Below are 14,542 nucleotides of genomic sequence, written 5' to 3' on the forward strand. Positions count from 1 at the left end.
GACATCCTTGCCTCCCTTGTCCTTGATGAGCATTGTGGCAGAACCGGCTGACACCACAAGGCGGTCCAAAACGACAAAGGGTAGGCCATGCTGGCCTACCCTTTTTCATAAACACCTTTAAAAACAGATATTTAAAATTTAATTAGTGAAAAATTTCTGTTTTTCTTACATCTATCGAGCGATTTTCGACGGCATTTGTAAGAGATCTCTTACAAAATCTTGAGACATCTCTTACAAAGCCACTGCCATTTCTTGCCTTATTGGCCTTTAATGGCCTTGATCCCCGGGTAGCTGACGTCGCCCAATTCATCTTCGATCACCAACAGGCGGTTGTATTTGGCAACGCGGTCGCTACGGCACAGCGAGCCGGTTTTAATCTGCCCGGCACAGGTACCGACGGCCAAATCGGCGATGGTGGTATCTTCGGTCTCACCGCTACGATGGGAAATCACCGCGGTAAAGCCCGCGTCCTGGGCCATCTTGATGGCATCCAGCGTTTCCGACAGCGAACCGATCTGGTTGAACTTGATCAGAATCGAGTTGCCGATCTGCTCGTCGATGCCGCGCTTGAGAATCCTGGTATTGGTGACGAATAGATCATCACCCACCAGTTGCACTTTATCGCCCAGCTTGTCGGTCAGCGCTTTCCAACCCGCCCAATCGGATTCATCCATGCCATCCTCGATGGACACGATCGGGTAGTCCGCGCACAGGCCTGCAAGGTAATCAGTGAAGCCCTGGGCGTCGTAGCTTTTGCCTTCACCGGCAAGGTTGTACTGACCGTCTTTGTAGAATTCGGAAGACGCACAGTCCAGCGCCAGCGTCACATCGCTGCCCAGCGAGTAGCCCGCATCGGCAACCGCCTGCTTGATAACCGCCAGCGCGTCAGCGTTGGACGCCAGGTTGGGGGCGAAACCGCCTTCATCGCCTACCGAGGTGGAAAGCCCCTTGGCTGACAGTACCTTTTTCAGGGCGTGGAAAATTTCCGCGCCCATGCGCAGGCCTTCGCGGAAGTTGGCCGCGCCTACTGGCTGGACCATGAATTCCTGGATATCGACGTTGTTATCCGCATGCTCGCCACCGTTCAGGATGTTCATCATCGGCACGGGCATGCGGTACTGGCCAGGCTGGCCGTATAGCTCGGCGATGTGCGCGTAGAGTGGCACGCCTTTGGCATTGGCAGCGGCTTTAGCTGCCGCAAGCGATACGGCCAGAATCGCATTGGCGCCCAGGTTGGCCTTGTTATCCGTGCCGTCCAGGGCAAGCATGGCGTCGTCCAGGCCACGCTGATCGCGCGCGTCCATCCCCAGCAATGCCTCACGGATTCTGCCATTGACCGCGTCCACTGCTTTGAGCACGCCTTTACCCAGGTAGCGCGCCTTGTCGCCATCACGTAGTTCGAGCGCTTCCCGCGAGCCGGTAGAGGCGCCGCTTGGGGCACAGGCGTCGCCTACCGCACCGCTTGCCAGGCGAACGGTAGCCTGAACGGTGGGGTTACCGCGTGAATCGAGTACTTCCAACGCACGGATATCAACGATTTTGGTCATGACAGTGTCCTTAGTTGTCGGTCTAATGGAGGTTTAACGTATCACGTTTGGCGGCGCCATCAGCGAATGGACAGCGGCGCAAAGCCTTTCACCAGTGCATCCAGCTGCATGAGCTGGGTCAGAAACGGCTCCAGCTGATCCAGCGGCAAAGCGCAGGGGCCATCGCACTTGGCATTATCGGGGTCGGGGTGCGCTTCCAGGAACAGCCCGGCCAAACCCACCGCGACGCCCGCGCGAGCCAATTCCGCCACCTGGGCACGGCGCCCATCGGCGCTATCGGCACGCCCACCCGGGCGCTGCAGTGCGTGGGTCACGTCGAAAAACACCGGCGACCCGGTTTGCTTCATGTCGCCCAGGCCCAGCATATCCACAACCAGGTTGTTATAGCCAAAACTGGTGCCCCGCTCGCAAAGCATCAGGCGGTCGTTACCGGCTTCCCGGAACTTGGTGAGGATATGACGCATTTCATGCGGCGCCAAAAACTGCGGTTTCTTGATATTGATCGCCGCCCCCGTCCTGGCCATGGCCACGACCAGATCGGTCTGGCGTGCAAGAAACGCTGGCAGTTGGATAATATCGGCCACTTCGGCTGCCGGTGCGGCCTGCCAGGGTTCGTGGACGTCGGTGATGACCGGCACTCCGTGGCGGGCTTTTATATCCGCCAGGATCTGCAGGCCTTTTTCCAGTCCCGGTCCACGGTAGGAGTGGATCGAGCTGCGGTTGGCCTTATCGAAACTCGCCTTGTAGACGTAGGGCATGCCCAGCTTTTGCGTCACCTTGACGTAGGTCTCGGCCACTTCATCCGCCAGCTCAGCCGACTCCAGGACGTTCATGCCCCCCAGCAGCATCAGTGGCAAAGAATTGCCGGCAGTTAGGCCGGCAACGTTGATATGGTGCTCTTGGAATGTCTCTTGAGAAGCCATGCTTCCCCCTGTTATTCCTGAGGCGCCGCGTGGGCACGTGCCCTTGCGGCTTTGTGCTCGACGGCGGCATTGATAAAGCCTGAAAAGAGCGGATGGCCATCCCGCGGCGTCGAGGTGAATTCCGGGTGGAATTGGCAGGCGACGTACCAGGGATGGTCAGCAAGCTCGACCATTTCCACCAGCGACTGGTCGACACTCTTGCCTGAAATTACCAGCCCGGCCTTTTCCAGGTCATCGATAAACTGGTTATTGACCTCGAAACGATGGCGGTGGCGCTCGACGATTTCATCAGCGCCATAGGCTTCACGTGCCTTGCTACCTGACGCGAGGCGGCATACCTGACCGCCCAGGCGCATGGTGCCACCCAGGTCGGAAGCCGCATCGCGCAGCTCGATTTTGCCTTCTGCGTTAAGCCACTCGGTAATCAGGCCGACAACGGGGTGCTGGGTATCGTGGGTGAACTCGGTGGAGTTGGCATCCTTCCAGCCCGCCACATGGCGCGCAAACTCGATCACAGCCACCTGCATGCCCAAGCAGATCCCCAGATACGGCACCTTGTTTTCACGGGCAAACTGGGCGGTCATGATCTTGCCTTCAACGCCGCGCTCACCAAAGCCACCCGGCACCAGGATGGCGTCTTTACCGGCCAGCCGTTCGGTACCATGGCGCTCGATATCTTCCGAGTCGACGAAGTCGATATTGACCTTGATGCGCCCCTGGATACCGGCATGGGTCAACGCTTCATTAAGCGATTTATAGGCGTCAAGCAATTCCATGTACTTGCCGACCATGGCGATGCTGACCGACTTCAGCGGGTTAAGCTTGGCATCCAGGACCTTCACCCACTCGGAAAGATCCGCCGGGCCGGCCTCCAGGCGCAGTTTGTCACAGACGATATCGTCCAGCCCATGCTCGTGAAGCATCAGCGGGATACGGTAGATCGTATCGGCATCCTGCAGTGGCACAACGGCACGCTCTTCAACGTTGGTGAACAGGGCGATTTTGCGGCGTTCGCTCTCTTCCAACTCGACTTCGCTGCGGCAAATCAGGATGTCCGGCTGGATACCGATGGAGCGGAGCTCCTTGACGCTGTGCTGGGTCGGCTTGGTTTTGGTTTCACCCGCCGTCTTGATGTAAGGCACCAGCGTCAGGTGCATGAACAACGCGCGGTTGGCGCCCTGTTCGCTGCGAATCTGGCGGATCGATTCCAGGAAGGGTAGCGACTCGATATCGCCGACCGTACCGCCAATTTCCACCAGCGCGACGTCAAAGCCTTCACCACCGGCATAAACGCGCTGTTTGATTTCGTCGGTAATATGCGGAATGACCTGAACGGTGCCACCTAGATAGTCGCCTCGCCGCTCTTTACGCAGTACGTGCTCGTAAACACGCCCGGTCGTAAAGTTGTTGCGCTGGGTCATTTTGGTGCGAATAAAGCGTTCGTAGTGGCCAAGGTCCAGGTCGGTTTCTGCACCATCCTCGGTGACAAATACCTCGCCATGCTGGAAGGGGCTCATGGTGCCCGGGTCGACGTTGATGTAGGGGTCGAGCTTGAGCATGGTGACCTTAAGGCCGCGTGCCTCGAGGATCGCCGCCAGCGAGGCCGACGCGATGCCTTTGCCAAGAGAGGACACAACGCCGCCGGTCACGAAGATATATCGTGTCATGAAAAACCTGTCGAAACGTGATCAGAAGGCACGGCAGAAAGCCACACCAGGATGGGACGACAGAATAGCAGAGTACGACCTAAGGCTCAATTACGGCGGGAAGAGGGATCGAGGCGCCGAGGGTGATAGCCAGTCGATGGCCTGATCGCCCGACAAGTCGGGCTCCTACATGGCCTCGTGCAAGACGGGGTGGTAGGAGCCCAATTCATTGGGCGATCAGCAATCATCGAGGCACCGAAGAGGATTTCCCGTAGACAGCCCGATCGCCCGACAAGTCCGATGCTGGAATCCGAATTAAACGCCCAGATAATCCAGCATGCCTTCCGCTGCCTGACGGCCTTCGTAGATGGCGGTGACCACCAGGTCAGAGCCGCGCACCATATCGCCGCCGGCAAAGATTTTCTCGTTGCTGGTCTGGAAGGCGTATTGGCCGTGCTCCGGCGCGGTGACACGGTCGCGCTCATCGACCTGGATATTGGCCGGGTCGAACCAGGGCGCGGGGCTTGCCTGGAAACCGAAGGCAACAACCACCGCATCGGCGGGAACAATCTCTTCCGAGCCCGGCACTACTTCAGGGCGCTGGCGACCGTTTTCATCCGGCTCGCCCAGACGCGTACGCACCACCTTCACGCCTTCGACCTTGTCGTCACCGACCACGGCGACCGGCTGACGGTTGAACAGAAACTCGACGCCCTCTTCCCGGGCATTGGCAACTTCCTTACGTGACCCCGGCATGTTGCCTTCATCACGGCGATAGGCGCAGGTCACGCTCGCCGCTCCCTGACGAATCGAGGTGCGGTTGCAGTCCATTGCGGTATCACCACCGCCCAGGACCACCACGCGCTTGCCTTCCATTGAGATGTAATCGTTGGGATCTTTTTCAAAGCCCAGGCAGCGATTGACGTTGGCAATCAGGAAGTCGAGCGCTTTATAAACACCCGGCAGATCTTCGCCCGGGAAGCCTCCTTCCATATACTTGTAAGTGCCCATACCCAGGAAAACGGCATCGTAGTCCTGGAGCAGCGTTTCAAACTCAACGTCGGTACCGATCTCGGTATTCAGCCGGAACTCGACGCCCATCTCTTCAAAGACCGCACGGCGACGCTCCATGACGTTCTTTTCCAGCTTGAACTCGGGAATACCGAACGTCAGCAAGCCGCCGATTTCAGGGTACTTGTCGAACACCACCGGCTTGACACCATTGCGTGCCAGGATATCGGCGCAGCCAAGGCCTGCAGGTCCTGCCCCCACAATCGCCACTTTCTTGTCCGTCCAGGTCACCTGCGACATATCCGGACGCCAGCCCATGGCAAAGGCCGTATCGGTAATGTACTTCTCGATCGATCCAATGGTCACCGCGCCAAAGCCATCGTTGAGTGTGCAGTCGCCCTCACACAGACGGTCCTGGGGGCACACACGACCACACACTTCGGGCAGCGAGTTGGTTTTGTGCGAAAGCTCGGCGGCCTCGATAATGTTGCCTTCCACCACCAGCTGCAGCCAGTTGGGTATGTAGTTGTGTACCGGGCACTTCCACTCGCAGTACGGATTGCCACAGTGCAGACAGCGGTGTGCCTGGCTGGCCGCGTCGGTAGGCTTGTAGGGCTCGTAGATTTCAGCAAATTCTTTGGAACGCTTACGCGCATCTTTTTTCTGCGGGTCCTGACGACCCACATCCACAAACTGGAAATCGTTATTCAAACGGTTGGCCATGATCTCTCTCCTGTCAGCGATAGGGGCATAAAACGGTTATTCCGGCTGACGCCGAGACTGATCCAGCAGGCTACCCAGGCTTGCGGCCTTGGGCTTTACCAGCCAGAAGTGACGCGCGTAGTCGCTGAAGTCTTCCAAAATAGCCGCCCCACGCGCTGATCCTGTCGCTGCTACGTAGGCCTCAATCATTTCGCGCAGGTGGCGACGATACGCCTCCATCGCTTCGGTGTTAACACGGTGAATCTCAACCAGTTCATGGTTGTACTTGTCTACAAAGGTGCGCTCTTCATCCAGCACGTAGGCAAACCCGCCTGTCATGCCGGCGCCGAAGTTCACCCCGGTCTCACCGAGGACGCAGACCAGGCCACCGGTCATGTATTCGCAACAGTGGTCGCCCGCGCCTTCGATAACGGCCGTCGCCCCGGAGTTACGTACCCCGAAACGCTCACCCGCCGTACCCGCCGCAAACAGCTTGCCGCCGGTCGCGCCATACAGGCAGGTGTTGCCGATAATCGCCGTTTTGTGGCTTTCAAATTCACTGACTTTCGGCGGCACAATCACAATGCTGCCACCGTTCATGCCTTTACCCACGTAGTCGTTGGCATCGCCTTCGAGATACAGGTTCAGGCCACGGGCGTTCCACACCCCGAAGCTCTGCCCGGCAACACCGGTAAATCGCGCGGTGATCGGCGCGTTTTCCAGGCCTTCTTCACCGTAGCGCTTGGCAATCGCGCCGGATGTCAGCGCGGCGACACTACGGTCACAGTTGGTAATGGTGAAATCAAACTCGCCACCCGACTGGTTTTCTATGGCGTCTTTCAGTGCCGCCAACACTTCCTGGTTTTTGGCACCCGGATCGTGGGGCACGTTACGGCTCACCTTGCAGAACTGGGGCGCATCCGCGGGCACGAAGTCGTTGGTCAGCAGCGGCGTCAAATCCAGCTTGCGCTGGGAGGCGGTATTGCCTTCCAGCACGTCGAGCAGGTCGGTACGGCCGATAAGATCGGTGAGTTTGGTCACACCCAGCATGGCCATCAACTCACGCACTTCTTCGGCGATAAAGCGGAAATAGTTCTTGACCATGTCCACGGTACCGCGGAAGTGCTCGCCGCGCAGGAAGTCATCCTGGGTGGCGACACCGGTGGCACAGTTGTTCAGGTGACAGATGCGCAGGTATTTACAGCCCAGCGCGACCATCGGCGCGGTACCGAAACCGAAGCTTTCCGCGCCAAGGATCGCCGCCTTGACCACGTCCAAGCCGGTCTTCAGACCGCCGTCGGTCTGCAGGCGGATCTTGTCACGCAAACTGTTGATACGCAGCGCCTGATGGACTTCCGGCAGCCCCAGCTCCCAGGGTGACCCGGCGTGCTTGATCGAGGTCAGGGGACTTGCGGCCGTACCACCATCATAGCCGGACACGGTAATCAGGTCCGCGTAGGCCTTGGCAACTCCTGTCGCGATAGTGCCGATACCCGGCTCGGACACCAGCTTGACCGATACCTGGGCGTCCGGATTGACCTGCTTGAGGTCAAAAATCAACTGCGCCAGGTCTTCGATCGAGTAGATGTCGTGGTGCGGCGGCGGCGAAATCAGCGTCACGCCGGGCACCGAGTAGCGCAGCCGCGCAATCAGCTGATTGACCTTGCCGCCAGGCAACTGACCACCCTCACCGGGCTTGGCGCCCTGGGCGACCTTGATCTGCAGGACTTCCGCATTGACCAGGTAGTGAGGCGTCACCCCAAAACGGCCAGAGGCAATCTGCTTGATTTTCGAGCTGCGAATCGTGCCGTAGCGCGCCGGGTCTTCGCCGCCCTCGCCGGAGTTGGAGCGGCCACCTTCCTCGTTCATCGCCTGGGCAAGTGCTTCGTGGGCCTCCGGCGACAGCGCGCCCAGCGACATGCCCGCGCTGTCAAAGCGCGGCAGCAGGTCTTCAACCGGCTCGACGTCATCCAGCGGAATCGGCGTTTCAGCAGGCTTGAGGGCCAGCAGGTCGCGGATTGTCGCCACCGGCCGCTCGTTGACCAGCTGGGCGAATTTCTTCCACTTGGCGTAGCTGCCTTCCTGGACAGCGGCCTGAAGCGTCATCACCACGTCAGGGTTATAGGCGTGATACTCGTGGTTATGAACGTACTTGAACAAGCCGCCCTGGGTGATGCCCTTGCGGGGAATCCAGGCGTCTTTGGCCAGCAATGCCTGCTGCATTTGCAGCTCGGCAAAGCCAGTGCCCTGGATGCGCGACGCCATGCCCGGGAAGCACATCTGCATGATGTCGTCGTCGAGGCCGACAGCTTCAAACAGCATCGAACCGCGGTAAGACGCCAGTGTCGAGATGCCCATCTTGGAGAGGATCTTGAACAGCCCCTTCTGCAGGCCTTTACGGTAGTTTTCCCGCGCGTCTGCCGGGTTGCCGGTCAGTTCGCCGGTGCGGTGCATATCCGCCATCACCTGATAGGCAAGCCATGGGTAGACAGCCGTCGCGCCCACGCCGAACAGCACGGCCATCTGGTGGGCATCCCTGGCGTAGCCGGTCTCGACCACAATATTGGCGTTGGGGCGCAGGGCAAGCCGGCCCAGATGGGCATGAACCGCCCCTACCGCCAGGACTGCCTGAATCGGCAGCATGCCTTTGGGCAAGTCGGCATCCGTCAACACCAGCAGGACTTTACCGGCCCGCACCTGCGTTTCGGCTTCCTGGCAAAGCGCCGTCAGTGCTTGTTTGAGCGACTGCTGCTCGGGGTCATAGCCCAGCGACAGGGTATGACTGGCAAATGCCGGATCATCCTGACTGACCAGGGCGGTAAATTTGCGCGGCGACAGCACCGGCGTGGTCAAGATCAGCCGGTGGGCATGTTCCGGGGTCGCTTTGAAAACATTCAGCTCGGCGCCACAACAGGTTTCCAGCGACATGACGATCGCTTCACGTAGCGGATCGATGGCCGGGTTGGTCACCTGGGCAAACTTCTGGCGGAAGTAATCCGTCAGCAGCCGCGGACGGCTGGACAGCACCGCCATGGGCGTATCATCGCCCATTGAACCTACCGCCTCCTGACCGCTTTCAGCCAACGGACGCAGCACCTGGTCGCGCTCTTCAAAGCTGACCTGGAACATCTTCTGCTGCACGTTCAGTGCATTACCATCCATGTTCTGGAAACGCGCCAACTCGGTCAGCGCCGATTCCAGGTAGTTGGCTTCCTGCTTCAGCCAGCGCTTGTACGGATACGCCGACTTCAGCCGATTGTCGATGTCCTCGGTATGCAGCACCTCACCGGTATGGGTATCCACCGCCAGCATCTGGCCGGGTCCCACACGCCCTTTGGCCACCACGTCTTCCGGCTTGTAGCCGTAGGTGCCGATTTCCGACGCCAGGGTGATATAGCCATTCTTGGTAATCACCCAGCGCGCAGGACGCAGGCCGTTACGGTCGAGCATACACACTGCCTGGCGCCCGTCGGTCATCACCACGCCTGCCGGGCCGTCCCACGGCTCCATATGCATGGAGTTGTATTCATAGAAGCCGCGCAACTCGGCGTCCATGGTTTCGACGTTCTGCCAGGCTGGCGGCACCATCATGCGCACTGCGCGGTGTAGTTCCATGCCACCGGTCAGCAGCACTTCCAGCATGTTATCCATGCTGGAGGAGTCTGAACCGGTGGTATTGACAATTTCATCCAGTTCGGCGATATCCGGCAGGCGCTCGTTAACGAAGTTCGCTTTACGCGAGTTCGCCCAACCGCGGTTGGCTTGAATGGTGTTGATCTCGCCGTTGTGCGCCAGCAGGCGGAACGGTTGGGCAAGCGGCCAGCGCGGTGCGGTATTGGTCGAGAAACGCTGGTGGAAGACGCAAATCGCCGTTTCCAGGCGCGGGTCGTTGAGGTCTGTATAGAAAGCCGGCAGATCTTCGGGCATTACCAGCCCTTTATACGACACCACTTCGGACGACAGCGAAGCAACATAAAAGTCTTCGTCGTCGCGCATCGCCTGTTCGGCATGACGGCGCGCCATGAAAAGGTCAACATCAAAGTGCTCACCGCTACCCGGCTGCACAAAGACCTGCCTGATACGCGGCAGGCAATCGAGCGACATCGGCCCGCACACACTGGCGTCGGTGGGCACATCGCGCCAGCCGATCACGTTCAGGCCGCGTGCCTTGAGCGCGTCTTCAAGTGCATCGCGTCCACGTGCAGCCCGCTTGTCATCATCGGGCAGGAACACAACCCCAACGGCAAAACGCTCGCCCAGCTCAACGCCCAAGGCGTCCTTGGCCACCGCCTGCATGAAGTGAGTGGGCATTTTAAGCAACAGCCCGCAGCCATCGCCGGTTTTACCGTCAGCGGCGATCCCCCCCCGGTGCGTCATGCAGGTAAGGGACTCGATCGCGGTTTTCAACAGGTCGTGGCTGGCCTGCCCTTCCATATGGGCAATCAGGCCAAAGCCGCAGTTGTCGCGAAACTCGCCGGGCTGGTGAAGACCTCTATTCATGGGCGTGCCTCTAGTCAGCGTGTTTTTTTGGTAGCGGGGTTGTGATAAAAAGGCGGGTTGTTGATTTTTTTAGTGGTGATAACCGGCCTGTAGGAGGGCGGCTTTTGCCTTCGCTACCATTGGAAAATGGCCGGTCAGCATAGCGATTTGCAGCCGCTTTGCGCAATCTTTCCTCACCTCCTGAGCCTTCAAAACCCTTTCCAAATCCTGTAGTTGCACAACCGATCAATTAAAAAAACGATATCCTTCAACCACTTGCAGCGCAGGAAAACGCTATTTTAACGAAACACTCCAATGCCTAGACTTTAGTCTAATAAGGCGCTTTTTAGCCATGCCGATACTGCATAAGGCATGCGGATTAGCTAAAACAGAAACCTTTATTGCGCACACCTAAAAACACCCCGCTTAGTCGAAGCGGGGTGTTTTTAGGTGCAATACAACGGGAAATCAGCGGCTAGCGTCGCGGATATTGATCGAGCAGGGTTTTTAATTGGTCAGGCGGCACCGCATCGCTGACGCAGGCACTGCCCAACGCCTCAAGCAGCACCAGGCGCAAGCGGGTATCGATATTCTTCTTGTCCAGCCGCATGCGGGCAAGAAAGTCGTCACTCGACATGCTTGCCGGTGCATGAACAGGCAAGTCGGCGCTCTTGATCACCGCCAGGCTGCGTTCGCGATCCGCCGCCGAAATCCAGCCCAGCTCATGGGAGAGCGTCGCGGCCATGGCCATCCCCGCGCCTACGGCTTCGCCGTGCAACCAGTTACCATAGCCCTGGTGCGCTTCAATGGCGTGGCCAAAGGTGTGGCCCAGGTTGAGCAGCGCGCGAACGCCCTGCTCGGTTTCATCCTCAGCGACGATATCCGCTTTTATCAGGCAGCTTCGGGCGATGGCCTCGGCAATCACCTCGGGCTCCACGCAGCGTAAAGCCGTCATGTTGGCTTCCAGCCAGGCCAGGAAGGTTTCATCGCGGATGAAACCGTATTTGATCACCTCCGCGAGTCCCGCTGACAACTCCCTCGCGGGCAGCGTGGTGAGCGTGTCGATATCGACCAGCACGGCCTTGGGTTGCCAGAAGGCGCCGATCATGTTCTTACCCAGCGGGTGATTGACGCCGGTTTTGCCGCCCACCGAGGAGTCCACCTGGGACAGCAGCGTGGTCGGCACCTGGATGAACGCCACGCCACGCTGGTAGGCGGCGGCCGCGTAGCCCACCATGTCGCCAATGACCCCACCGCCCAGCGCTATCAGGGTGCAGCGACGGTTAAACCCCGCTTCCAACAGCGCACTCCAGATACGCTCTACCTGCTCGATGGTCTTGTACTGTTCGCCATCGGGCAGCACTAGCGTGCGCACCTCCAGATCATCCGGCAGGCTATCGCAGAGACGTTCCAGATACAGCGGGGCAATGGTTTCATTGGTGACCACCATTACCTGCTGGCCGGCCAGATACGGCGTCAGCATATCGGGCCTGCCTACAAGCCCTGTACCAATAAGGATCGGATAGCTGCGCTCGCCGAGCGCCACCTCAAGCGTACGCTGTACGCCGTCAACTGCGGTCATGGGGATACCTTGTTTGACGAATTTATGGATTCAAGAGGGTCGACCAGGCGCCGGACGCGACGCACAATTTCGTTGACCACCGCGCGCGGGCTGCGCCGGTCGGTACGCACGGTAATATCCGACGTGGCGCGATAAAGCGGGTCACGGGCGGCGAACATATCGTTCAGCACCTTCTCGCGGTCAGCACACTGCAACAGCGGGCGGTTGCGGTCTTTCGCCGTGCGCCGGAGCTGCTGATCGACAGTGGTCAACAGGTACACCACCGTGCCCCGCTCGCGGAGCGCGCGGCGGTTTTCCTCGCGCAGCACCGCGCCACCGCCGGTCGCCACAACCACGGGATGGCGTTGGGTCAGCTCGTCGATCATGTGAATCTCACGCTGGCGAAAGCCCTGCTCGCCTTCCACATCAAAAATCCACGGGATATCGGCCCCGCAGCGCGCTTGAATGGCGTGGTCGCTATCAAAAAAGTCGCGCGATAGTTCGGCTGCCAGCAGTCGACCAATCGTGCTTTTGCCAGCCCCCATGGGGCCAATCAGAAAAAGGTTGGGTAAATCCTGCATTAGCGAACCGTTAAGCCATCATCAAGAAGTCGTGGTGTAATAAAGACTAACAACTCTACCTTTTCATTGCTCTCTTCGGTATAGCGAAACAGTCGACCCAGCAAGGGAATATCGCCGAGCAGCGGTGTTTTGGCGACTTGACGCAGCTCCTCAGTGGTTAAAATACCGCCCAGCACCACGGTTTGCCCATTATCGACCAGTACCTGGGTCTCGATTTCATTGGTGTCTATCGGCGGTTCCCCCCCAAACTCGGACTCCCGGAAGCTGTCATTGCGAATCAACAGATCCATGATGATGCGGTTATCCGGCGTAATCTGCGGGGTGACCTCAAGCGATAGCTCGGCCTCCTTGAACTCGGTATCCGGATTATCGTTACCGTCAACACTCTGGAAGGCACGCTCCTCGCCCTGGCTGATGGTAGCGGTGCGCTGATTGGCGGTAATGATCTTGGGCTGTGAAATGGTCTGGCTCTTGCCCTCACTTTCCAGGGCGCGCAGCTCAAGATCGAGCAATACATCACCGGCCAGGTAGCCAAAGCTGAACCCGGCACCGGCGTCGGAGGTATCGCCAAAATCAACCGCCAGCCCGCCGCGAGCGCGGTTTAGCCCGTCGGGATTGATATCGCGGCGTTCGAATGTGCCGTCACCGCCACCCTGAAATCCGCGGGTGCTGGACGCCCCCCAGTTGATGCCCAGCTCGCGGGAAGCCGTATCACGGGCGATCACGATGCGGGCTTCAATCTGCACCTGGCGAACGGCTACATCCAGGCGGTCCAGCGTGCGCACGATTTCGCGCACTTGATCCGGGGTGTCCTGAACCAGCAGCGTGTTGGTGCGTTGGTCAACGCTGACCCGGCCTCGCTCGGTGAGCAGACCGAAACCTTCACCGCCACGCAGCAGTTGCGACAGGTCTTCGGCACGGGCGTACTTCACTTCAATAAACTCTGTTACAAGCGGTGCCAGCGTTTCCTGCTGATTGCGGGCTTCCAGTTCCTGGCGCTCTAGTTCAGCCAGTTCGCTCGCCGGCGCCACCACAATCACATTGCCCTTTTCACGACTGGAAAGCCCCTGGCTCTGGAGGATCAGGTCCAGCGCCTGGTCCCAGGGCACATCGTTAAGATTGAGCGTTACCCGTCCGCTGACGCTATCGCTGGCCACCAGGTTCAAGCCGGTAAAATCGGCGAGCGTGGCAAGCACGGCGCGCACTTCAATATCCTGAAAGTTAAGACTCAACCGCTCGCCAGTATATTCCTCGCCTTGATCCACACGCGCCTGCTGCGGGACTTCGCTGACAGGCTGGACTTCCACCGTCAACTGATCGCCTGACTGCGATGACACCATGGCATAGGGGCCATCGGTGGTGAGCACCAGCTCACTGCCGCGTTGCCCGCGGCGCGGCGTGATACGCGAGATCGGCGTGGCAAAATCCGTCACGTCATAGACCTGATTGAGGGCGTCGGGCACCGTCACCTGCCCGAGTTCGACAATCACCTCATTACGTCCACCCTCGCGCACCTTGGGGCTGACGCTGTCGCGATCAAAGGTCACCAACAAGCGCCCTGCACCACTTTCACCGCGTTGAAAGTCAATATCCTGCACCTGGGGCCCCTGCGCTGTTTCAAGGCGTTCGACAGGCAGCTCATTCGATGCCCCAGCGGCCGCCAGGGTCACGGTCAGCCGGTCACCGGACACCGATGAACGAAACTGGCGAGGCGCCTCCAGGTCCAGCACAAGGCGCGTGCGACCACTGCCTTCCAGCGCGGTAATGCCCTCAACGCCCCCCAGGTCAACGCGTGTCCGACGCTCGGTCAGGCCGTTTTGGGTATCCGCCAGATCCAGTGCCAAACGCGGCGGGTTCGTCAGCGGGTAGCCATTGAGCTCAGGCACCTCACCGCTGAAACGCAACTCCAACGCCACGTCGCCGCCTTGCGTTTCACGCACCTCGAGATCGGTGAGCACCGACGCCACCGCCCAACCGGGAAGTAGCATCATTGCGGCCAGCATGCTTTGCCGAAAACGGCTTACCAAGGTGTTTGCCATGGGTCTCCATCCACTTGCTTTGGGTCGCTGCGTGATGCGCATGCCCGTCATCA

Annotated in this window: 8 protein-coding genes; all 8 read right to left on the bottom strand. The window is 59.3% G+C overall.

Annotated features, from left to right (window positions below):
- Positions 1-257: 257 nt before the first annotated feature.
- Positions 258-1,547, bottom strand: a complete 1,290-nt coding sequence (eno, locus tag QC816_RS11360) for a phosphopyruvate hydratase (protein WP_085918910.1) — start codon at positions 1,545-1,547, stop codon at positions 258-260.
- Positions 1,548-1,606: 59 nt separating this feature from the next.
- Positions 1,607-2,470, bottom strand: a complete 864-nt coding sequence (gene kdsA / locus QC816_RS11365; RefSeq protein WP_199284694.1) for a 3-deoxy-8-phosphooctulonate synthase — start codon at positions 2,468-2,470, stop codon at positions 1,607-1,609.
- Between the two features lie 11 nt (positions 2,471-2,481).
- The gene (locus QC816_RS11370; RefSeq protein ID WP_085918912.1) at positions 2,482-4,137 is read right to left on the bottom strand and encodes a CTP synthase; all 1,656 of its coding nucleotides are present in this window, start codon (positions 4,135-4,137) and stop codon (positions 2,482-2,484) included.
- A 294-nt stretch (positions 4,138-4,431) separates the two neighbouring features.
- On the bottom strand, positions 4,432-5,850 hold the full coding sequence (locus tag QC816_RS11375) for an FAD-dependent oxidoreductase (RefSeq protein ID WP_085919586.1): 1,419 nt from the start codon (positions 5,848-5,850) through the stop codon (positions 4,432-4,434).
- A 36-nt stretch (positions 5,851-5,886) separates the two neighbouring features.
- On the bottom strand, positions 5,887-10,329 hold the full coding sequence (gltB, locus tag QC816_RS11380) for a glutamate synthase large subunit (RefSeq protein ID WP_309782276.1): 4,443 nt from the start codon (positions 10,327-10,329) through the stop codon (positions 5,887-5,889).
- 454 nt (positions 10,330-10,783) lie between these two features.
- A complete protein-coding gene (gene aroB, locus QC816_RS11385; RefSeq protein WP_309782278.1) occupies positions 10,784-11,890 on the bottom strand; it encodes a 3-dehydroquinate synthase in 1,107 nt (368 codons plus the stop codon).
- Entirely contained in the window at positions 11,887-12,450 is a 564-nt protein-coding gene (gene aroK, locus QC816_RS11390; RefSeq protein ID WP_066321297.1) for a shikimate kinase AroK, read from the bottom strand. The genes aroB and aroK overlap by 4 nt, the downstream gene beginning before the upstream one ends.
- Complete coding sequence (locus QC816_RS11395; protein ID WP_309782281.1) at positions 12,450-14,489, bottom strand: type IV pilus secretin PilQ; 2,040 nt, start codon at positions 14,487-14,489, stop codon at positions 12,450-12,452. The genes aroK and QC816_RS11395 overlap by 1 nt, the downstream gene beginning before the upstream one ends.
- Positions 14,490-14,542: the final 53 nt, after the last annotated feature.

This window comes from Vreelandella janggokensis, from assembly GCF_031451615.1.
Taxonomy (GTDB): domain Bacteria; phylum Pseudomonadota; class Gammaproteobacteria; order Pseudomonadales; family Halomonadaceae; genus Vreelandella; species Vreelandella janggokensis.

Bases quoted from the DNA above. Each gene is read 5' to 3' on its own strand.
- kdsA (WP_199284694.1), bottom strand. From the start codon at position 2,470: ATGGCTTCTCAAGAGACATTCCAAGAGCACCATATCAACGTTGCCGGC.
- eno (WP_085918910.1), bottom strand. From the start codon at position 1,547: ATGACCAAAATCGTTGATATCCGTGCGTTGGAAGTACTCGATTCACGC.
- QC816_RS11395 (WP_309782281.1), bottom strand. From the start codon at position 14,489: ATGGCAAACACCTTGGTAAGCCGTTTTCGGCAAAGCATGCTGGCCGCA.
- gltB (WP_309782276.1), bottom strand. From the start codon at position 10,329: ATGAATAGAGGTCTTCACCAGCCCGGCGAGTTTCGCGACAACTGCGGC.
- QC816_RS11370 (WP_085918912.1), bottom strand. From the start codon at position 4,137: ATGACACGATATATCTTCGTGACCGGCGGCGTTGTGTCCTCTCTTGGC.
- aroB (WP_309782278.1), bottom strand. From the start codon at position 11,890: ATGACCGCAGTTGACGGCGTACAGCGTACGCTTGAGGTGGCGCTCGGC.
- aroK (WP_066321297.1), bottom strand. From the start codon at position 12,450: ATGCAGGATTTACCCAACCTTTTTCTGATTGGCCCCATGGGGGCTGGC.
- QC816_RS11375 (WP_085919586.1), bottom strand. From the start codon at position 5,850: ATGGCCAACCGTTTGAATAACGATTTCCAGTTTGTGGATGTGGGTCGT.